This is a genomic window from Falsiroseomonas sp. E2-1-a20, assembly GCF_051433195.1.
Classification (GTDB): domain Bacteria; phylum Pseudomonadota; class Alphaproteobacteria; order Acetobacterales; family Acetobacteraceae; genus Falsiroseomonas.
This window is the reverse complement of sequence record NZ_JBHMFT010000001.1, coordinates 83011-101737: the sequence shown is the minus strand read 5'-3', so window position 1 is coordinate 101737 and position 18727 is coordinate 83011. Positions and strand designations below refer to the sequence as shown.

Here is an 18727-nt window from a genome sequence, read left to right as displayed (position 1 = left end):
GGAGACCCGATGCGGCGCCTGGTCGCGGCCTTCCTGTCGATCACGGCGACCGCATCGGCCGAGACCACGGCCTTCGAGACCGGGGCGCTGCTGGCGCCGGTCACCCCCGCCTGCATCTCCTCCCCCTTCGGGGAGCGGCGGGAAGGCGCTGGCGGGCCGCGCGCGTCGCGCCAGCACCAGGGCATCGACCTGCCGGCCCCGGCCGGCGCCTGGGCGGTGGCAGCCGCCGCCGGCCAGGTGGTCGCGGTGCGGCGGCGTGGCGCGGCGGGGCTGGAGGTGGAACTGCGGCACCCGGACGGGATGGTGACCCGCTACGCCCATCTCGGCAGCGTGGCCCCGTCGATCGCCACCGGCCGCCGGCGCGTCGCGCGGGGCGAACGGCTCGGCCGCATCGGCCGCACCGGCATCACCTACGGCACCCACCTGCACTTCGAGGTGCTGGTGCAGGGCGTCCGGGTGGACCCGGCGACGCATCTTCCTGTCAGGCCCTGCTGAGGCCGGAACCATCCGGCCATCGCCGGCGAAGCCCGCACAGACCCAAAACGGGCGGAGCACCGGCGTGGAACTGCGCGAGATGGCCTACTTCCTGGCAGCCAGCCAGACCCTTCATTTCACCCGCGCCGCCGCCCTGTGCGGGGTGACGCAGCCGACGCTGACGCGCGGCATCCAGAAGCTGGAGAAGGAACTTGGCGCGCCGCTTTTCGTGCGGGAGGGCGGCACGACGCACCTGACCGCGCTCGGCCGCATGGTGCAGCCGCGCATCGAGGATATCGTCGCGCGCAGCCGGTCCGTGCGGAAGCAGGCCTCGCTGCACCTGCGGCTGCAGGGCTCGGACCTGCGGCTCGGCGTGATGTGCTCGCTGGGGCCGGCGCGCTTCGGGGCCTTGCTGGGCCGGTTCCGCACCGCCCAGCCCGGCATCGACATCAGCCTGACGGACGCCACGCCGGACCGGCTTTCCGAGCTGCTGCTGCAGGGCGACCTGGACGCGGCGCTGATGGTGCAGCCGGAGGCCTTCCATGAACGGCTGAAGCCGGAGCCGCTGTATGCTGAGCGCTACCTGGTGGCCTGCGCGCCGTCGCACCCCTTCGCCGGCCGCCGGTCCATCGCGATGCGCGACATGGACGGCCAGGCCTACCTGTACCGCATGAACTGCGAGCATCGCGACATCCTGCGCGACCACCTGCAGGCGGCAGGCGCCCGGCTGGTGAGTGCCTGCCGCAGCGAGCGCGAGGACTGGATCCAGTGCCTCGTCGCCGCCGGGATGGGCGTGTGCTTCCTGCCGGAGTTCAGCGCCGTGCAGGCCGGGCTGGTGCTGCGTCCGGTGGAGGATGCGCCGGTGGCCCGGCAGGTCTGCCTGGTGACGGTGGCGGGCCGGCGCTGGCCCGCGCCGCTGGCCCGCTTCGTCGAGGCGACACGGCGCACGCGCTTCACGAACGGGCATTCCTGCGACCAGCCGAATACGCGCTGCGCATCGGTTTGATGCAGGGTGCACATGGGGGGCTGCGGCGCGCGGCCGTCATGGCGAAATCCGAACCAGCGCCGCCGTTGCCGGCGCGCACAACGAACGGAGACGCACCATGACGACCAGCCGAAACACGTTCCTGGCCGCCGCCCTGCTGCTGGCAGTACCGGCCGCCCTGCCCGGCGACGCGATGGCGCAGAGCTACCCGCGGGTGACCGGCACCGGCGAGAACATGATGGTGGACTACGGCCCGATGGGCCAGGGTTCGCTGGTCGGCGGCGGCCGCGTGATGGTGTCGGAGCCGGGTGGCATGGAAGTGCGCATCCTGCACCTCGACGCGATGTTCTCGCAGACCCCCCGCGACGGCTTCATCCCGGTGACCATCGGCTCCGGCGAATCGACCGAGACCATCTATGTGCCGGCCAACATGATGGAGATGTTCCGCCGGGCGCGGGGCAACCCCTCGCGCTGAAGCGCGGCTTGCCGCGACGCTGAGCCGGTTTTCCCCTGTCGCGGAGGCAGCGCAGCAGGTATTGCTGCGCCGCACAACGAAGGGGACGATGATGGGCGAGCGGCAGATCTGGGTGGTCTGGGGCGGCATCTTCACCGACACCAACTTCACCACCCTGGAGCCGGGTACGGAGGAGCTGCACGGCCCCTACCACGACGAAGCCACGGCGACCCGCGCCTGGCAGGACCACATGCGCCGCAAGGTCGATATCGCGACCCACCGGCTATTCGTGCTGCTGGCGCGCCCGGCGTCCTGAAGGCCTGAGGCGGGCCAGCGCGGCGCGCAGCCCGGCCGCCTGCTGCGCCAGGAAGCCGCCGGTGACGATCGCCGGGTCCGCGCCCGGCACGCCGGTGGCCGGGAAATGGCGGCGGTTCCAGTCGGCGGTGCCGAACATCCAGTCCCAGACCGGCAGCAGCACGCCGTAGTTCACCCCCTGCACGTCGGTCGCCTGTTCGCCGTGATGCGCGCGGTGGAAGCGCGGCGAGACCAGCAGGCGTTCGCCCAGACCCCCGAAATGCAGGCGGGTGTTGGCATGGGACAGCGATTCGACCACCCGCGTGACCAGCACGATCAGCGGGAACTGCGCTGGCGGCACGCCGATGGCCAGCGCCAGCACGCCGAGCCAGACGGCGGCGATGGCATCGTCCACCAGGTGGTTGCGGTCGTCGGTCCAGAAGGTCATCTGCTTCTGGGCGTGGTGCACGGCGTGCAGTTCCCACCACCACGGGATGGCGTGCTGCAGGCGGTGGCGCCAGTATTCGCCGAAATCCAGCACCACGATGTAGACCAGTAGCGCCACCATCGGGTGGTTCCGCAAGGCCGGGATCAGCGATTCCAGCGTCGGCGGCACCGCGCCGAAATCCACGATGGTGCCGTGCAGCCAGACCTGGACCGGGCGGAACAGGACGAAGACCGCCAGCGGCAGGATGCCGAGGCGGATCAGCAGGGTGTACAGGATATCGGTGTGCACCGGCCCCTGGTCCGGCCAGCGTTCCACCGGGCGCCACTTCTCCAGCGTCCCGCACAGCACGATGCAGACGGCGATCTGCACCAGGCCCAGCAGGGCGAAGCCGAGCCAGTCGAAGGCCTCCTCCTCCCACCCCATCAGGCCCGCCTCGTACAGCAGCGGGATCAGGTAGGCCTCGTGCAGGCTGGCGCGGATGCCGTCGAGGAATTCGATCATCGGGCGCCACCGCGGGCCAAAAAGCGTTCGAAGGCGGCCAGCGTGGCGTCGCTGACATGGTGCTCGATGCCCTCCGCATCGGCCTCCGCGATCTCCGCCGGCACGCCGAGGGCGGCGAGGAAGGCGACGACCGTCTGGTGGCGGGCGCGGACGCGGCGGGCGAGGTCGTGGCCGGCCTCGGTCAGGAAGACGCCGCGATAGGGCTTGGAATGCGCCAGGCCGTCGCGCTTCAGGCGGCCGATGGTCTTGATGGCGGTGGCGTGGGTGACGCCGAGGCGGCGGGCGATGTCGGTCGGCCGCGCCTCCGCATCGCGCGCCAGCAGGTCGGCGATGATCTCGACATAGTCCTCGGCCAGCGCGGCCGCCCGGGCGGTGCGCGCGGAGGCATGGCGCGCAGCCTCATCCGGCTGTTCGGCGGCGGGCAGCTCCGGCTGGGGATCGGCCGTGGTCATCCCCCGAGCCTAGCATCGCGACGCTCCGGTGCAAATTGTTGCACCGGCTTCATTCTACTCCGCCGCGACCGCCGCCGGTGCGGCGCGCCGGCGGCGCAGCAGGCCGTGGCGGGGCGAGGCCAGCAGGGCTGCCACGAAGATCGCCGACAGCGCCAGCACGATGGACCCGGCGGTGGAGGCATCCAGCATGAAGCTGACCTGGATGCCGACCAGCGTGGAGGTGCAGGCCGCGGCCACCGCAATCCAGACCATCCGCCCGAAGCGGTCCGTCAGCAGCAGGCCGATGGCCCCGGGCGTGATCAGCAGTGCCACCACCAGGATGACGCCCACCGCCTGCACGCCGGCCACGATGCTGGCCGCCAGCACCGTCAGCAGCAGCAGCCGCAGCCGCCCGACATGCAGGCCGATGACGCGCGCCTGCCCCGGGTCGAAGCAGAACAGCACCAGGTCGCGGCCGCGCAGCGCCAGGACCAGCAGAGCCCCGGAGGCGATCGCCAGCGTCTGCCAGAAATCCGCCGTCTCGATGCCCAGGATGCTGCCGAACAGCACATGGGAGAGATGCACGTCCGACCGCACCTGCGACAGCATGATGAGGCCGACGGCGAACATGCCGCTGAACACCACGCCCATCGCCGCATCCTCCTTGACGCGGGAGGTCGCCCGGATGGCACCGGAGGCGATGGCGCAGGTGAGGCCGGCGGCGAAGGCGCCGATGACCAACGGGATTCCGGCCATCCAGGCACCGACCACGCCGGGCAGGATGGCGTGGCTGACGGCATCCCCCATCAGCGACCAGCCCTTCAGCACCACGAAGCAGGACAGGATGGCCGACAGCGTCGCCACCATCAGCCCGACGACGAGCGCCTGCTGCATGAAGTCGTAGGTCCAGGGCTCGATGAGCGCGGCGATCATGCCATGGCCTTTGCCGCGGCGCGGCGGCTCGCGCGGATGCCGTGCTTCGGCGCGAACACCAGCACGACGACGAAGATGGCCGCCTGCAACGCCACGATGCTGCCGCCGGTGGAGCCATCCAGGAAGTAGCTGGCATAGGCACCGATGATCCCGGTGCTGGCGCCGATGGCGGTGGCGATCGCCGCCATACGGCCGAAGCGGTCCGCCAGCAGGTAGGCGGTGGCCCCCGGCGTCACCAGCATGCCGATGACCAGCACCGCGCCCACCGCCTGCAACCCGGCGACGGCGGTCGCCGCCAGCAGCATCAGCAGCAGCACCCGCATCAGCCCGGGGCTGCCGCCGGAGGCGACGAGCTGCACCGGGTCGAACAGCGACAGCATCAGGTCGCGCCCCCAGATGCCCAGCGCCAGCGCCACCACCACGGCGATGATCGCCATCTGGATGATGTCCGCATCGGCGATGCCCAGCACGTTGCCGAAGATGATGGTCTGCAGCCGGACGTTGGAAGGCCAGAGCGACAGCAGGAACAGGCCGAGGCCGAAGAAGCCGGTGAAGACCACGCCGATCACCGCATCCTCCCGGATCGGCGTCCGCCCGCGCAGCCCGGCCATGCACAGCGCGGCGAGCATGCCGGAGGCGAAGGCGCCGATGGCGAAGGGGATGCCGCCGAGCCAGGCCAGCACCACGCCGGGCACCACCGCATGGCTCAGCGCATCGCCCATCAGCGACCAGCCCTTCAGCACGACGTAGCAGGACAGCAGCCCGGCCACGGCGCCGACCAGGCCGCTGATGCCCATGGCGCGCAACATGTAGTCGTACTGGAAGGGGATCAGCAGTTCACCAAACATCATGTCAGGGCATTCTCTCCGCACCACATGCGGCCCGGGCGAAGGCACGGGACGCCGCGGCGCCTGCCGCGTACCCAAGCCCGCGGAGCGGGCGCCCGGCGCCTGAGGGCACCATCAAAGATCCTGCGTCAGGCGGCCGAGAACGCGGCCATCCGGCGCCATGACCAGCGGCCGCTCGTCATCCGACAGGACCACCACGTTTCCGGCCTCCAGCGGCGCGTGCGCCCTGGCCTGTTCCGGCAGGCTGTGCTGGCGCAGCGCGCCGCCGAAGGCGCGCAGCAGGTTGGGGCCGGTGAAGACCCGCTCGGTCGGGCCGGAATCCAGCACGGTGCGGTTCACCAGCACGACATGGTCGCAGAAGGTCGGCACGCTGCCGAGGTTGTGGGTCGAGACCAGCATGATCTTGCCCTCCGTCCGCAGCGCCTTCAGCAACTCGATGATGGCATCCTCCGTCGTCACGTCGACACCGGTGAAGGGCTCGTCCAGCAGCAGCAACTGCCCGCCCTGCGCCAGGGCGCGGGCCAGGAAGACGCGCTTGCGCTGGCCGCCGGACAGCTCGCCGATCTGGCGTTCCGCCAAATCCAGCATCCCGACGCGCGCCAGCGCCGCATCCACCGCCGCGCGATCGGCGGCGCGCGGAAGGCGCAGCATGTTCATGTGGCCGTAGCGGCCCATCATCACCACGTCGCGCACGCCGACGGGGAAGGACCAGTCCACCTCCTCCGCCTGCGGCACATAGGCGACGAGGTTCTTGCGCAGCGCCGCCTGGATGCCCTCCCCGCCGATCAGGACACGGCCGGCGGCGGGCTTCACCAGGCCCATGATGGCCTTGAACAGGGTCGACTTGCCGCTGCCATTCACGCCGACCAGCCCGCAGACCGTGCCGGGCGCCAGGGCGAAGCTGGCATCGCGCAGCGCCAGGTGGCCGTTCGGGTAGCTGACGGAGATGCCCTGGACGGACAAGCCGGGCGCGGCGCCGCCGTCCATTACCGGGCGCCCTCCGTTCCGAAGAAGCCGCGCAGGATGATCTCGGCGTTGGCTTCCAGCAGCTTCAGGTAGGTCGGCGCGGCGCCATCCTCGGCCGTCAGGCTGTCCACGTACAGCGCGCCGCCGTAGCGGGCGCCGGCTTCCCGCGCCACCTGGCGCATCGGGCGGTCGTTCACCGTGCTCTCGCAGAACACGGCCGGCACGCGGGTGCGGCGGACGGTGTCGATCATGGCGCGGACCTGGCGCGGCGTGCCTTCATCCTCCGAGTTGATCGGCCACAGATACGCCTCCTGCAACCCGTAGTCGCGCGTCAGGTAGCTGAAGGCGCCCTCGCAGGTGGCCAGCACGCGGCCATCCGCCGGCAGCCGCGCCAGGCGCTCGCGCAGACGGGCATCGACGGCGCGGATCTGGTCGGCGTAGCGCGCGGCGTTGGCGGCATAGGTCTCGGCATTGGCCGGGTCGAGCTCGGCCAGCGCGCGGCGGATGTTCTCGACATAGACCAGCGCCAGGGTGGGCGACATCCAGGCATGCGGGTTGGGCTGGTTGCGGTAGGGTCCGTCATTGATCCCGACCGGCTCGATCCCCTGCGTCAGCACCGCCTGGCGGGTGGCGCCGGCGCGGCTGAAGAACCGCTCGAACCAGCGCTCCAGCCCCATGCCGTTCCACAGCACGAGGTCGGCGGAGCGCGCGCGCACCACGTCCAGCGGCGTCGGCTCGTAGTCGTGGATCTCGCTGCCGGGGCGCGTCAGGCTTTCGACCAGCGCGGCCTCCCCTGCCACGTTCTGCGCCATGTCGGCCAGCACGGTGAAGGTGGCGACGATGCGCTTCGGTGCACCCTGCGCCAGGGCGGGCACGGCCGGCAGGGTCACGGCGGCGAAGCTGCTGCCGAGCAGCAGGCGGCGGGAGACGTATGGCATGGCGATCCCTGATGAGGGTGGCAACGAATGTCGGTGGGGGTTGAACATCTGGCTTGACCGTCAGTATGTAGCCAAGGCTACAGACGATGCAAGGGCGGCGGCCTCCGGCCTTGCAATCCAGGCCGCCACCCGTCATATCAATCGGGTCATCGTCGTTCGGTTCGGCCTGCTCTTCCTCGCTCACCCTTGAGCGCCGAGCCTTGTGTCCGTTTCCCCTCAGCGTGATCCGCATCGCGATGTCGTGGCGCGGCCTACTCTTATGAACGGATACCCCATCATGGCTATCGGCACCGTCAAGTGGTTCAACGCGACCAAGGGCTACGGCTTCATCCAGCCGGAAGACGGCTCCAAGGACGTCTTCCTGCACATCTCCGACGTGCAGCGCGCCGGCCTGCAGGACCCGCGCGAGGGCGACAAGATCGAGTACGAGATTCAGCGCGGCCAGCAGGGCAAGGAATCCGCCGGCAACCTGAAGCGCGTCTGACGCGAACAGGCTGACGGCCCGGCCTCGGCCGGTCCTGTTGCAGACGGCCCCGGTGCAATCAGCACCGGGGCCGTTTCGCGTTTCGGCTCACCGCGAGGTGATCGGACCGGGGGACCTCAAAGGTTCCAGTCATCCCGGCCACGGTCGGAATCGCGCCGGTTCAGCGCGGCGCGCGCCCGTGCGGTCGCGGACGCGGCGCGCGGCAGCGGCGGCAGGGCCGCCAGCCGGGCCAGCGCGGCATCCGACCCGCCTTCCGCAGCCAGCGGGACCAGGGCGGCGCCTGCCGCGACGCCATCGTTGCGGCGCAAAGCCACGGCCGCGCCATACAGCGCGTCGACCGCGGCCTGTGCCGAGGCGGCCTCGCGGAAGCCCAGCGCGGCCCGCGCCTCCTCCCGCGCCTGCCGCAACTCCACCGAGACCAGCGGGTCCATGTCGCGCCAGGCGCCGCCGGTGCCGAGTTCGGCCGTGAGATATTCCAGCTGCGCCAGCGCCTCCGCCGCCGCCGCCGGATTGCCCTGGAGCGTCCCGGGCCGGCCGAAGGCGTAGGAGGATGCGAGGATCGCCCCGCGGGTCGGATCGCCCGCCCCCACCGGCAGGCCCGCCGCCGGCAGGTTCACCGTCTCGGCCGGCGCGGTCGGCGCCAGCGGGGCGCAGGCGCCGGCGAGCAACAGGGCCAGCGTGGCTCGGCGGGGCGGATGCATCGCGACCTCCATGATCTGTTGCTCAGGGAGGTGGGAGCCATTGGCCAACCCGCCAATGCACGCCGCCCGGCGCCCCCTCTAACGCGCCAGGCTGGCGCGATGCCGCTTGGCCAGCGCGACATAGGACGGCGCCGTGCGGTCGAACTTGGCGCGTTCCTCCGCCGACATCACCCGCACCAGCTTGGCCGGGCTGCCCATCCACAACTCGTTCGGGCCGATCACCTTGCCCGGCGGCAGCAGCCCGCCGGCACCCAGCATGCCGCCCTCCTCGATCACCGCGCGGTCCAGCACCGTGGCGCCCATGCCGACGAAGGCGCGGTTCTTCAGGGTGCAGGCATGCACGATGCAGGCATGACCGATGGTCACGTCGTCGCCGATCAGCAGCGGCTCCGCCCCCGCGTTCAGGTGCAGGATGCTGCCATCCTGGATGTTGGTGCGGGCGCCGATGCGCATGATGTTGGTGTCGCCGCGCAGGACGCAGTGATACCAGACGCTGCTGTCCTCCCCGATTTCGACGTCGCCGACCACGACGGCGGTCGGCGCCACCCAGGCCTCCGGGTGGATTTTCGGCAGTTTGTCCTCGAAAGGCAGGATGGGGCCGGTCATTGCACGTCTTCCCTTGAGTCAGGCCGCGAGCGGAATAGTCAGGCCGCCAGCGGCAGGGCCGCGGCGACATCCACGCCGAGCATCAGCCCGATGTTCTGCACCGCCGCACCGGACGCGCCCTTGCCGAGATTGTCCAGCCTGGCCACCAGCACGGCCTGCCCATGCTGCGGATGGCCGTAGACGCGCAATTCCAGGACATTGCTGCCGTTCAGATCCTCCGGCGCCAGCCGCGCCTTCGCGTCCGCCGCCGCCACCCGCACCCAGCCGGATTGCGCATAGGCGGCGCGCAGGCAGGCCTCGAGGTCGGCGGGGCTCGGCCGGCCCGTCAGCAGATCGAGGTGCAGCGGGACCGACACCAGCATGCCCTGCGCGAAATCGCCGACGGAGGGCACGAAGATCGGCCGCCGCGCCAGATCCGAATAACGCTGCAACTCGGGCACGTGCTTGTGATCCAGGTTCAGGCCATACAGGAAGAAGGGCGCCGCGGTGCGGGCGGGTTCGAATTCCGCGATCATCGACTTGCCGCCGCCGGAATAGCCGGAGACGGCGTTGACGGTGACGGGATAGTCGCGCGGCAGGATGCCGGCCTCGACCAGCGGGCGGATCAGCGCGATGCCGCCGGTGGGGTAGCAGCCGGGGTTGGAAACGCGCGCCGCACCCGCCACCGCGGCCGCCTGGGCCGCGCTCAACTCGGGGAAGCCGTAGACCCAGTCGGGATCGACGCGATGCGCGGTGGAGGCATCGATCAGCTTCGGCGCATCGGCGCCGAGGCCGGCGGCCATGGCGGCGCTGTCCTTGGCCGCGTCATCCGGCAGGCAGAGCACCACCAGGTCCACCTCCGCCATCAGGGCGCGCTTGGCGGCGGCATCCTTGCGCTGCGCGTCCGGGATGCTGCGCAGCACGATGCCGGGGAAGCGGGCCAGGCGTTCGCGGATCTGCAGGCCGGTGGTGCCGGCCTCGCCATCGATGAAGACGCTGGGGATGGATCCCTTGGCCATGGTGGTGTTCCCTCGGTCGCAGCCATGCCGCCCTCCGGCGGCCGAAAAAGCAAGAGGGGCAGGCCCTTGCGGACCTGCCCCCGGATAACCAGCCAAACCGGCCGGGCGTGACGCCCGTCCGCGAGGCGTCAGCGCTTGGAGAACTGGAACGAACGTCGGGCCTTCGCCTTGCCGTACTTCTTGCGCTCGACCACGCGCGAGTCGCGGGTCAGGAAGCCGGCCTTCTTCAGGATGCCGCGCAGGCCCGGCTCGTAATAGGTGAGCGCGCGGGTGATGCCGTGGCGCAGCGCGCCGGCCTGGCCGGACAGGCCACCGCCGACCACCGTCGCGAAGACGTCGAACTGCTGGTCGCGATCGGCCACCAGGAAGGGCTGCCCGATCACCATCCGCAGCACGGGGCGCGCGAAGTAGGTGTTGGAGGGCTTGCCGTTGATGACGATGTTGCCCTTGCCCGGCTTCACCCAGACCCGGGCGATGGCGTTCTTGCGGCGACCGGTGGCGTAGGAACGGCCCTGGGCGTCACGCTTCGGCTGGACGACGACCGCGGCCTCGCCGGGGGTGCCGCCGGCCGCGTTCACCAGGTCCTTGAGTTCGGACAGCGAGCCGCTGCGGGGGGCAACAGCGGGGGCCGCGGAGGGGGTGGTTTCGCTCATGCTCAGGCAGCCTTACCGGCGCCGGCCTTTGCAGGCGCGCCAAAAACGTTCTTGCGGTTCATGGCGCCGACATCCAGCGCCTGCGGCGTGTTGCCGGCATGCGGATGCTCGGGGCCGGAATAGACGTGCAGGTTGCGCATCTGGGCGCGACCGAGCGGGCCACGCGTGATCATGCGCTCCACGGCCTTCTCCAGCACCCGCTCCGGATGCGGGCTGCCCAGGCGTTCCGCGAGCGTGCGGCCCTTGATGCCGCCGGCGTAGCCGGTGTGCCAGTAGAACACGGACTGCTCGGCCTTCTGGCCGGTGACGCGCACCTTCTTCGCGTTGATCACGACGACATGGTCGCCGCAATCGACATGCGGGGTGAAGACGGCCTTGTGCTTGCCACGCAGCCGGTTGGCGATGACGCTGGCGAGGCGGCCGAGCACCAGGCCCTCCGCATCGATCAGCACCCAGTTCTTCTTGACCTCGGCCGGCTTCAGCGAGCGGGTCTCTCTCGTCAGCATTTTTGGGCAATTCCGCAATTCAGAGTGGCGCGGGGTATCGTCCCTGGGGGGCGGGAAGTCAAGCAAAAGCCGGGCATTCAGGGCTGTGGTATGGGGATACCGTCATCCGTCGGCAGCTCCGCAAGACGGATCAAGCGGCCCCGTGGCAAGCCGCCACCAGCCCCGTGGCAGCCGCCACCAGCAGCAAAGGAGCCTGCCATGTTCAGCCACGTCACCCTCGGCACCAACGACTTCGACCGCGCCCTGGCCTTCTACGACCGCCTGCTCGCCCCGCTCGGCCTGCCGCGCTTCCACACGGACCACGCGCAGGGCCATGCCGGCTACGCCGCAGGGCCGGAGGCCTCGCCGCAATTCTGGCTGATGCGCCCGATCGATGGCCAGCCGGCCAGCGCCGGCAACGGCACCACGGTGGCCTTCGAGGCCCCGGACCGCGCCAGCGTCCGCGCCTTCCACGCGGCGGCCATGGCAATGGGGGCGCGGGAGGAGGGTAGCCCTGGGCTGCGGCCGCATTATCATGCCGACTTCTACGGCGCGTATCTGCGCGACCCGGATGGCCACAAGCTGTGCTGCGTGTGCCACCGGCATGAAGCGACCTCGGAGGAACCGGATGACCGGCCCAGCTGACAAGCCGAAGGCCTTTGGCCTCGGGCGCAATGCCTCGAACTACGGCGACCCGGATTTCGCCCTGTACCTGCGCCGGTCCTTCGCGAAATCCATGGGCTATTCCCAGGCGATGCTGGACAAGCCGGTGGTCGGCATCGCCGACACGGGCTCCGACTACAACAACTGCCACCGCACCGCGCCGGAGCTGATCGAGGCGGTGAAGCGCGGCGTGCTGGCGGCCGGCGGCCTGCCGCTGGCCTTCCCGACCATCAGCATCTGCGAGCCGTCGCTTTCGCCGTGCTCCATGCACTACCGCAACCTGATGGCGCTCGATACCGAGGCGATGCTGGCGAACCAGCCGATGGACGCGGCGGTGCTGGTCGGCGGCTGCGACAAGACGGTGCCGGCGCAATTGATGGCGGCGATCAGCGCCGGGACGCCGAGCGTCATGCTCGTGGTCGGCCCCATGCTGGCGCAGTCCTTCGCGGGCGAACGCCTGTCCGCCTGCACCGATTGCCGGCGCTACTGGGCGCGCTACCGGGCAGGCGATGTGTCCTCCGAACGTATCGCGACGCTGGAAGGAAAACTCGCCACCACGGCCGGGACCTGCGGCGTGATGGGCACGGCCTCCACCATGGCCTGCATCGCGAGCACCCTCGGCTTCATGCCGCTGGACGCGGCCTCGGCGCCGGCCGTGCATGCCGATAGGCTGCGGATGGCGGAGGAAGCCGGCGCGCAGGCGGTGCGGCTGATCCACAAGCCGGTCTCGCCGCTGTCCCTGATGACGCAGGGCAACCTCGACAACGCCGTGCGGGTGCTGCTGGCGCTGGGTGGGTCCACCAACGCGGTGGTCCACCTGGCCGCGATCGCAGGGCGGGCGGGCCTTTCGCTGGACCTGCGGCGGCTCGACACGCTGTCGGAAACCACGCCGGTGCTGGTCGATCTGAAGCCGACCGGCGAAGGCTACATGGAGGATTTCCACGCCGCCGGCGGCATGCAGGCGCTGCTCTGGGAAATCCGCGACCTGCTGGACCTGGAGACGCTGGACCTGGATGGCGTGACGCTGCGCGACCGCATCGGCGACGGCAGCCACTTCGTGGATCGCAAGATCATCCGGGCGCGGGACAAGCCGGTGTCGCCGGTCGGCGGGCTGGTGACGCTGTACGGCTCGCTCGCGCCGGACGGCGCCATCCTCAAGCGCAGCGCCGCCACCGAATCGCTGTTCGAGACCGAGGCGCGCTGCCTGGTGTTCGACGGGCTGGCGGACCTGTCCAACCGCATCGACGACCCGGAGCTCGACGTGCTGGCGACCGACATCCTGGTGCTCAAGAATGCCGGGCCGCGCAGCCCAGCCGGGATGCCGGAGGCCGGCTACCTGCCGATCCCGAAGAAGCTGGCGCGGGCCGGCGTGAAGGACATGGTGCGGATCTCCGACTGCCGCATGTCCGGCACCGCCTTCGGCACCATCGTGCTGCATGTGGCGCCGGAAGCGTCCGTCGGCGGCCCGCTGGCCCTGGCGCAGACCGGCGACCGCATCCGGCTTTCGGTCAAGGACCGCCGGATCGAGCTGCTGGTGGAGGAGGCGGAGATGACCCGTCGTCGCGCTGCCTGGTCCCCGGCCCCCGCCCCGGCGCGGGGCTGGGACCGGCTGGTGCATGAGCAGGTGACGCAGGCGCCGCAGGGGGCCGACCTCGCCTTCATGCTGCCGCCGGCGCGCTGATTGGGCGAAACGGCAGTCATCGGCGCCGCCGGCCGCAGCGGCGCCACCCTTTGCCGTGCCTTGGCCGCGGCGGGGCGCGGCGTGCGGCCATTGGTGCGGGACCTCGCGCGTTGGCAGGCGCTCGGCCTGCCGGGCGCGGCGCGCGTCGCGGATCTGCGCGACGTGGCCGCCATGGCGCGGGCGCTGCAGGGCGTGGCGGCGGTGGTGAACTGCGCCCACGCCCGGCACGCGCCGGCGGTGCTGGCGGCGGCGCCACCTGACGCAAGGCTGGTGCTGCTGGGCTCCACCCGCCGCTTCTCCCGCTGGCCGGACGAACACGGCGACGGCGTGCGGCAGGGCGAGGCGGCCTTCCTCGCCAGTGGCCGGCGCGGCGTCATGCTGCACCCCACCATGATCTATGGCGCGGCGGGGGAGGACAATGTGCAGCGCCTGGCCGCCCTGCTGCGCCGCCTGCCCTTCGCCCCGCTGCCCGGCGGCGGCCGCGCCCTGGTGCAGCCGATCCACCAGGACGACCTGACGCGCTGCATCCTGGCCGCACTCGACGTGGACTGGCAGGGGCCGGAGGCGCTGGTGGTCGCGGGGCCGGAGCCCCTGCCCTATCGCGATTTCGTCGCCGCCGTCGCGCGTGCCGCCGGCCTGCCGCCGCCCCGCATCCTGCCCCTGCCCGCCGCCCTGCTGCGCGCCGCCGCGCCGCTGACCCGGATCATCCCCGGCCTGCCCCGCATCCGCCCGGACGAGTTGCGGCGGCTGCTGGAGGACAAGGCCTTCGACGTGGCGCCGATGCGCGAACGCCTCGGCATCGTCGGCATGCCGCTGGAGGACGGTCTCGCACGCACCTTTGCCTGAGGCCCGTCTTGCCCTCCGCCCGGCGCCGACGCACACAGGCGGAAACGCGCGGAGCACAAGCATGCCCATCATCAACCGCATCGCCGAATTCCACCCGGACATGACGGCCTGGCGCCAGGACTTTCATCAACACCCGGAACTGGGGTTCACCGAAACCCGCACCAGCCGCGTGGTGGCCGAAAAGCTGCGCGAGTTCGGCGTGGATGAGGTGGTGACCGGCATCGCCACCACCGGCGTCGTCGGCGTCATCCGCGGCACCGGCGATTCCGGCCGCGCCATCGGTTTCCGCGCCGACATGGACGCGCTGCCGATCGAGGAAGCCACCGGCAAACCCTATGCCTCCAAGACCCCTGGCATCATGCATGCCTGCGGCCATGACGGGCACACCACCATGCTGCTCGGCGCCGCGAAATACCTGGCGGAAACCCGCAACTTCGACGGCACCGTCTACCTGGTGTTCCAGCCGGCCGAGGAGAACCTGGCCGGTGGCGAGGTGATGGTGAAGGAAGGTCTGTTCGAGCGCTTCCCGATGGACCGCATCTTCGGCCTGCACAACTGGCCCGGCGCCCCGGCCGGCATCTTCCTGCACGCGCCCGGCCCGGTGATGGCGGCGGTGGCGAACCTGGAGGCCACCATCACCGGCCGCGGCGCGCATGGCGCCATGCCGCACAACGGCGTCGACCCCATCCTGATCTCGGCGCACATCGTGACCGCGCTGCAATCCATCGTCGCGCGCAACCTGAACCCGCTGGAATCCGGCGTCATCACCATCGGCCACATCACCGGCGGATTCACGTTCAACGTCATCCCGGAGAGCGTGAAGCTGCAGGGCACGGCGCGCTGGTTCCTGCCGGAAGTGGGCGACCTGCTGGAGAGCAAGTTCCGCGAGATCGTGACGGGCGTCGCCAGCGCCTTTGGCGCCAGCGCCGAATGCAGCTTCACCCGCGCCTACCCGGCAACGGTGAACGAGCCCGAGAGCACCGCCATCGCCGCCAAGGCCGCCGCCACGGTCGTCGGCGAAGCGCGGGCGCAGAAACTGCCGCAGCCGACGATGGGCGGCGAGGATTTCAGCTTCATGCTGAACGAGAGGCCGGGCGCCTACCTGTTCCTCGGCGGCGGCAAGGGCGAGGGCGATGCCATGGTCCACCACCCGAAATACGACTTCAACGACGAGATCCTGCCGATCGGCGCCTCCTGGTTCGCCACGCTGGCGGAACAGGTGATGCCGCGGCGGGGGTAGCGCCTACACCCCCTGCGCAACCCGGCCGCGCAGCCCGTCGACCAGGCCCAGCAGGCGCCTTGTCTCGAAGGGCTTGCGCAGCACGGCGTCGAAGCCGGCGGCCCGGCAATCCGCCTCGACCCAGTCGCCGGGGTCCGCGGTCAGCGCGATCAGCGGCACGCGGCCCAGCGTGCCGGGCATCTCCCGCACCGCCCGCGCCACGCCGAGCCCGCCAAGGCCCGGCATCTGCAGGTCGAGCACGGCCAGGTCGAAGCCCGCGCCATGCAGGGCGGCGAGCGCGGCGGGGCCGTCCTCCACCGCCGTCACCGCATGGCCGGAACGCGCCAGCATGGTCGTCAGCAGCATCCGGCTGGCCGTCACATCCTCCGCCACCAGGACGCGCAGCGCCGGGCCGCTGCGGGGCGCCGCCGGCGCGGCACCCGGGCGGAAGGGCAGCTGGAAGGTCAGGCGGGTGCCACGGCCGGGCAGGTTCGCCGCCGCGATGCCGCCGCCCATCGCCCGTGCCAGCAGCCGGCACAGCGCCAGGCCGAAACCGCCGGCGGCGCCGCCACCCTCGAACAGCCGCGCCAGCTCCGCGGCCGGAAGTCCCGGGCCGGTGTCCGTCACCGTGACCTCCACCTGTTCAGGGCGCGGGGTCAGCCGCGCGGCCAGCAGCACCTCACCTGCCGTGCTGGTGCCGATGGCGTGTTCCAGCAGCCGCAGGGTGACCTGGCGCAGTCGCAGCGGGTCGCCGCGCAGCCAGCGCGGCAGGCCGGGGTCGATGGCAACGCGCAGCGCCAGCCCCTTCTCCTGCGCCAGGGGGCGCAGCCGGGCGGCGCAATCATCCAGCAGGACGGCGATCTCGATATCGGCATCCTCCAGCACGATGCCGCCATCCTCCAGCCGGGCGAAATCCAGCACGTCGTCGACCAGGGCCAGCAGGACGGTGCCGGCGCGGCGCTGATCCTCGACCCAGTCGCGCGCCGGCTTCGGCAGTCCGGCTTCGGCCAAACGGGCATTCTGCGCCAGCAGGGCGGCCAGCGGCGGGCGCAGGTCCTGGCTCACGGCCGTCATCAGCTCGATGCGGCTGCGTTCCTGCTTCAGCGCGCGGGTCAGCGCATCCGCCTGCCGCCGCTGCATCTGTGCCGCCTGCCCGCGATCCTGCCGTTGCAGCCGCGCCGCCAGGCCAAGGGCCGCCAACAGGGCGGAGGCGCCGAGCGCCGCCATCAGCCACCCGAGCCCGGCCTCGGCCAGCCCGCGCCTGGGCGCGGCAACCACCAGGGACCAGCGTGAATCGCCGACCGGCAGGGCGAGCGCCAGCATTTCCCCGACGACGACAGGGCTGCGCCGCTGGTCGAGCGCCGGGCGCAGCGTCTCCGCCTCCGCCCCGCCGCTGGCAGCGCGGGCGATCATCCGGCCTTCGCCGTCCAGCAGCAGCGCGGACCAGCCGTGGCGCAGCCCGGCACGGTCCAGCAACTGCGCGAAGCTGGTGGCTTCCTGCGTCGCCACCAGGGCGTAGCGCACGGCCCCGTCCGCCCGCACCGGCACGCGGAACGACACGCGGCCCTCCACCAGCCCACCTGGCGCCGGCAGGCCGCTGCGCAGCACGCTACCGACGGCGGCCAGGTCCTGCACCGGCGGCAGCAGCGCGCCCTCGGGGAAGCGCAGGTTGAGCAATTGCCGCTCGCCATCGGTCAGCGCGATGGTGAACCACTGCGGCTCCCGCGCCAGCAGCCGCTGCGCCTCCTGCCGGAAGCCGGCCAGGTCGCCCGCCGCCAGGCGCGGCGACCCGGACAGCGCATCGAGCGCGCGCATGCCGGCGCGCAGCTCGGCGTCCAGGCCGGCGGCGAGCGCGGTCGCACTGTGCAACACGTCGTCCCGCCGGTCCGCCTGGCGATCCGCGGCGATGGCCAGCAGCAGCAGCAGCCCGAAGGCCGCGAGCGGGACCAGGGCCAGGAACGGGCTAGCCAGGACCAGCCGGTCCCAGCGACGGGACTCGCCGCCGGCGGCCGGAGAGGCAGGTGGCGCGAGGCTGTTGAACACGGGCGGAGGTGCCTTCGGGGCCGGGGGGTAGGCCCGAGATTACCACCTATGCGTGTAGCACCACAACATCACGCCACCATCGAACGAAATTCTATTGCGGCTGGATGCGGGCGGCGGCCACCAGGGCCTGGTTGCGGGTGATTTCCGCCGCGATGACCTCGGCAAAACGATCCGGCGATTCGGACAGCGTGGTGAGGCCGAGATCGGCCATGCGGGCCGCCACAGCGGGTTCGGCCGCCGCCTGGTTCACGGCGGCGTTGGCACGCGTCACGAAATCCGCCGGCAGGCCGCGCGGGCCCCAGATTCCGGTCCATCCCTCATAGACCATGTCGGCGAAGCCGCCCTCCACCAGCGTCGGCACCTCCGGCAGCACCCGCTGGCGATTGGCGGAGGTGACGCAATAGGCGCGCAGGCGCCCGTCGCGGACCAGCGGGATGGCCGGGCCGAGCGGTGCGAAGAACAGGCTGACGGCGCCGGAGACCAGGTCGTTCATCGCCGGGCCTGTGCCGCGGTAGGAGACGAAGGTGGTCTCCACGCCAAGCTTCTGCCACAGCGCCGCCGTCGCCAATTGCCCGACGGATCCGAGCGAGGAGCCGGCGAAGGAGAAGCGGTCCGGCGTCGCGCGCAGGGCGGCCAGCAGCGCGGCGAGGTCCGCCGGCGCCAGGCCCGATCCGCCGACCAGCACATAGGGGATGGAGACGGTGCGCGCGACGGGGGTGAAGTCCGCGCGCAGGTCGAAGGGGATGTTGCGCTGCACGAAGGGCAGCACTGTCAGCACCTCGTTCGAATACAGCAGGGACGTGCCATCGGCGGCGCTGCGCGCCACCGATTCCGCGCCGACCACGCCATTGGCGCCGGAGCGATTCTCGATGACCCAGGACTGGCCGAGGCCCTCCGCGGCCTTCGGTGCGATGAGGCGGGCGGTGAGGTCCGTGGTGCCGCCCGGTGGGTACGGGACGACAATGCGCGTGCTGCGGCTGCCCTGCGCCAGGGCGGGGGCGGTGAGCGCCGCGAGGCCGATGGCCAGCGCGCCGCGGCGTGTCGTCGTGTGGTTCATTGTGACGTTTCCCCCTTGC

Annotated in this window: 23 protein-coding genes; 10 read left to right on the top strand and 13 right to left on the bottom strand. The window is 71.5% G+C overall.

Annotated features, from left to right (window positions below; translation table 11 throughout):
• Positions 1 to 9: 9 nt before the first annotated feature.
• The 4 genes from ACFHPP_RS00465 to ACFHPP_RS00450 all read left to right on the top strand — a co-directional run bounded on the left by ACFHPP_RS00465 (position 10) and on the right by ACFHPP_RS00450 (position 2229).
• A complete protein-coding gene (locus ACFHPP_RS00465) occupies positions 10 to 495 on the top strand; it encodes a M23 family metallopeptidase (protein WP_437161297.1) in 486 nt (161 codons plus the stop codon).
• Positions 496 to 559: 64 nt separating this feature from the next.
• Positions 560 to 1480 (top strand): LysR family transcriptional regulator, encoded by a 921-nt coding sequence (locus ACFHPP_RS00460; protein ID WP_437161296.1) that lies wholly within the window; start codon positions 560 to 562, stop codon positions 1478 to 1480.
• A gap of 97 nt (positions 1481 to 1577) precedes the next feature.
• Complete coding sequence (locus tag ACFHPP_RS00455; RefSeq protein ID WP_437161295.1) at positions 1578 to 1934, top strand: hypothetical protein; 357 nt, start codon at positions 1578 to 1580, stop codon at positions 1932 to 1934.
• 61 nt (positions 1935 to 1995) lie between these two features.
• Positions 1996 to 2229 (top strand): DUF4170 domain-containing protein, encoded by a 234-nt coding sequence (locus tag ACFHPP_RS00450; protein ID WP_437161294.1) that lies wholly within the window; start codon positions 1996 to 1998, stop codon positions 2227 to 2229.
• Here ACFHPP_RS00450 and ACFHPP_RS00445 read toward each other — a convergent pair.
• From ACFHPP_RS00445 to ACFHPP_RS00420, 6 genes are all read right to left on the bottom strand, one after another.
• Positions 2197 to 3156: a sterol desaturase family protein gene (locus ACFHPP_RS00445; RefSeq protein WP_437161293.1), complete on the bottom strand. Its 960-nt coding sequence runs from the start codon at positions 3154 to 3156 to the stop codon at positions 2197 to 2199. The genes ACFHPP_RS00450 and ACFHPP_RS00445 overlap by 33 nt on opposite strands.
• A complete protein-coding gene (mntR, locus tag ACFHPP_RS00440) occupies positions 3153 to 3608 on the bottom strand; it encodes a manganese-binding transcriptional regulator MntR (protein ID WP_437161292.1) in 456 nt (151 codons plus the stop codon). The genes ACFHPP_RS00445 and mntR overlap by 4 nt, the downstream gene beginning before the upstream one ends.
• Before the next feature lie 54 nt (positions 3609 to 3662).
• A complete protein-coding gene (locus tag ACFHPP_RS00435) occupies positions 3663 to 4520 on the bottom strand; it encodes a metal ABC transporter permease (protein WP_437161291.1) in 858 nt (285 codons plus the stop codon).
• Entirely contained in the window at positions 4517 to 5371 is an 855-nt protein-coding gene (locus ACFHPP_RS00430; RefSeq protein ID WP_437161290.1) for a metal ABC transporter permease, read from the bottom strand. Before ACFHPP_RS00430 ends, ACFHPP_RS00435 begins: the two co-directional genes overlap by 4 nt.
• 111 nt (positions 5372 to 5482) lie before the next feature.
• On the bottom strand, positions 5483 to 6355 hold the full coding sequence (locus ACFHPP_RS00425; protein WP_437161289.1) for an ATP-binding cassette domain-containing protein: 873 nt from the start codon (positions 6353 to 6355) through the stop codon (positions 5483 to 5485).
• Entirely contained in the window at positions 6355 to 7272 is a 918-nt protein-coding gene (locus ACFHPP_RS00420) for a metal ABC transporter substrate-binding protein (protein WP_437161288.1), read from the bottom strand. The genes ACFHPP_RS00425 and ACFHPP_RS00420 overlap by 1 nt, the downstream gene beginning before the upstream one ends.
• Between ACFHPP_RS00420 and ACFHPP_RS00415 the strand changes: the two genes are divergently transcribed.
• Positions 7271 to 7462, top strand: a complete 192-nt coding sequence (locus ACFHPP_RS00415) for a hypothetical protein (RefSeq protein WP_437161287.1) — start codon at positions 7271 to 7273, stop codon at positions 7460 to 7462. The genes ACFHPP_RS00420 and ACFHPP_RS00415 overlap by 2 nt on opposite strands.
• Before the next feature lie 87 nt (positions 7463 to 7549).
• On the top strand, positions 7550 to 7756 hold the full coding sequence (locus tag ACFHPP_RS00410; RefSeq protein ID WP_168051108.1) for a cold-shock protein: 207 nt from the start codon (positions 7550 to 7552) through the stop codon (positions 7754 to 7756).
• A gap of 116 nt (positions 7757 to 7872) precedes the next feature.
• On the opposite strand, the gene ACFHPP_RS00405 is transcribed toward ACFHPP_RS00410, so the two are convergent.
• From ACFHPP_RS00405 to rplM, 5 genes are all read right to left on the bottom strand, one after another.
• Positions 7873 to 8457, bottom strand: coding sequence for a hypothetical protein (locus tag ACFHPP_RS00405; protein WP_437161286.1), 585 nt, complete (start codon positions 8455 to 8457; stop codon positions 7873 to 7875).
• A 78-nt stretch (positions 8458 to 8535) separates the two neighbouring features.
• On the bottom strand, positions 8536 to 9063 hold the full coding sequence (locus ACFHPP_RS00400) for a gamma carbonic anhydrase family protein (RefSeq protein WP_430669776.1): 528 nt from the start codon (positions 9061 to 9063) through the stop codon (positions 8536 to 8538).
• A 38-nt stretch (positions 9064 to 9101) separates the two neighbouring features.
• The gene (argC, locus tag ACFHPP_RS00395) at positions 9102 to 10061 is read right to left on the bottom strand and encodes an N-acetyl-gamma-glutamyl-phosphate reductase (protein WP_437161285.1); all 960 of its coding nucleotides are present in this window, start codon (positions 10059 to 10061) and stop codon (positions 9102 to 9104) included.
• Positions 10062 to 10189: 128 nt separating this feature from the next.
• Positions 10190 to 10714 carry a 30S ribosomal protein S9 gene (gene rpsI, locus ACFHPP_RS00390; protein WP_437161284.1) on the bottom strand — a complete coding sequence of 175 codons (525 nt, stop codon included), beginning with the start codon at positions 10712 to 10714 and terminating at the stop codon, positions 10190 to 10192.
• Between the two features lie 2 nt (positions 10715 to 10716).
• Complete coding sequence (rplM, locus tag ACFHPP_RS00385) at positions 10717 to 11220, bottom strand: 50S ribosomal protein L13 (RefSeq protein ID WP_437161283.1); 504 nt, start codon at positions 11218 to 11220, stop codon at positions 10717 to 10719.
• A gap of 198 nt (positions 11221 to 11418) precedes the next feature.
• On the opposite strand from rplM, the gene ACFHPP_RS00380 reads away from it, so the two are divergent.
• From ACFHPP_RS00380 to ACFHPP_RS00365, 4 genes are all read left to right on the top strand, one after another.
• On the top strand, positions 11419 to 11844 hold the full coding sequence (locus ACFHPP_RS00380; RefSeq protein WP_437161282.1) for a VOC family protein: 426 nt from the start codon (positions 11419 to 11421) through the stop codon (positions 11842 to 11844).
• Positions 11828 to 13543 carry a dihydroxy-acid dehydratase gene (locus tag ACFHPP_RS00375; protein WP_437161281.1) on the top strand — a complete coding sequence of 572 codons (1716 nt, stop codon included), beginning with the start codon at positions 11828 to 11830 and terminating at the stop codon, positions 13541 to 13543. The genes ACFHPP_RS00380 and ACFHPP_RS00375 overlap by 17 nt, the downstream gene beginning before the upstream one ends.
• Positions 13544 to 14389: an SDR family oxidoreductase gene (locus ACFHPP_RS00370; protein WP_437161280.1), complete on the top strand. Its 846-nt coding sequence runs from the start codon at positions 13544 to 13546 to the stop codon at positions 14387 to 14389.
• A 61-nt stretch (positions 14390 to 14450) separates the two neighbouring features.
• On the top strand, positions 14451 to 15629 hold the full coding sequence (locus tag ACFHPP_RS00365) for a M20 aminoacylase family protein (protein ID WP_437161279.1): 1179 nt from the start codon (positions 14451 to 14453) through the stop codon (positions 15627 to 15629).
• A gap of 3 nt (positions 15630 to 15632) precedes the next feature.
• Here ACFHPP_RS00365 and ACFHPP_RS00360 read toward each other — a convergent pair whose 3' ends face one another.
• Positions 15633 to 17651, bottom strand: coding sequence for a hybrid sensor histidine kinase/response regulator (locus tag ACFHPP_RS00360; RefSeq protein WP_437161278.1), 2019 nt, complete (start codon positions 17649 to 17651; stop codon positions 15633 to 15635).
• 91 nt (positions 17652 to 17742) lie between these two features.
• Positions 17743 to 18708 (bottom strand): Bug family tripartite tricarboxylate transporter substrate binding protein, encoded by a 966-nt coding sequence (locus tag ACFHPP_RS00355; protein ID WP_437161277.1) that lies wholly within the window; start codon positions 18706 to 18708, stop codon positions 17743 to 17745.
• Between the last annotated feature and the right edge of the window lie 19 nt (positions 18709 to 18727).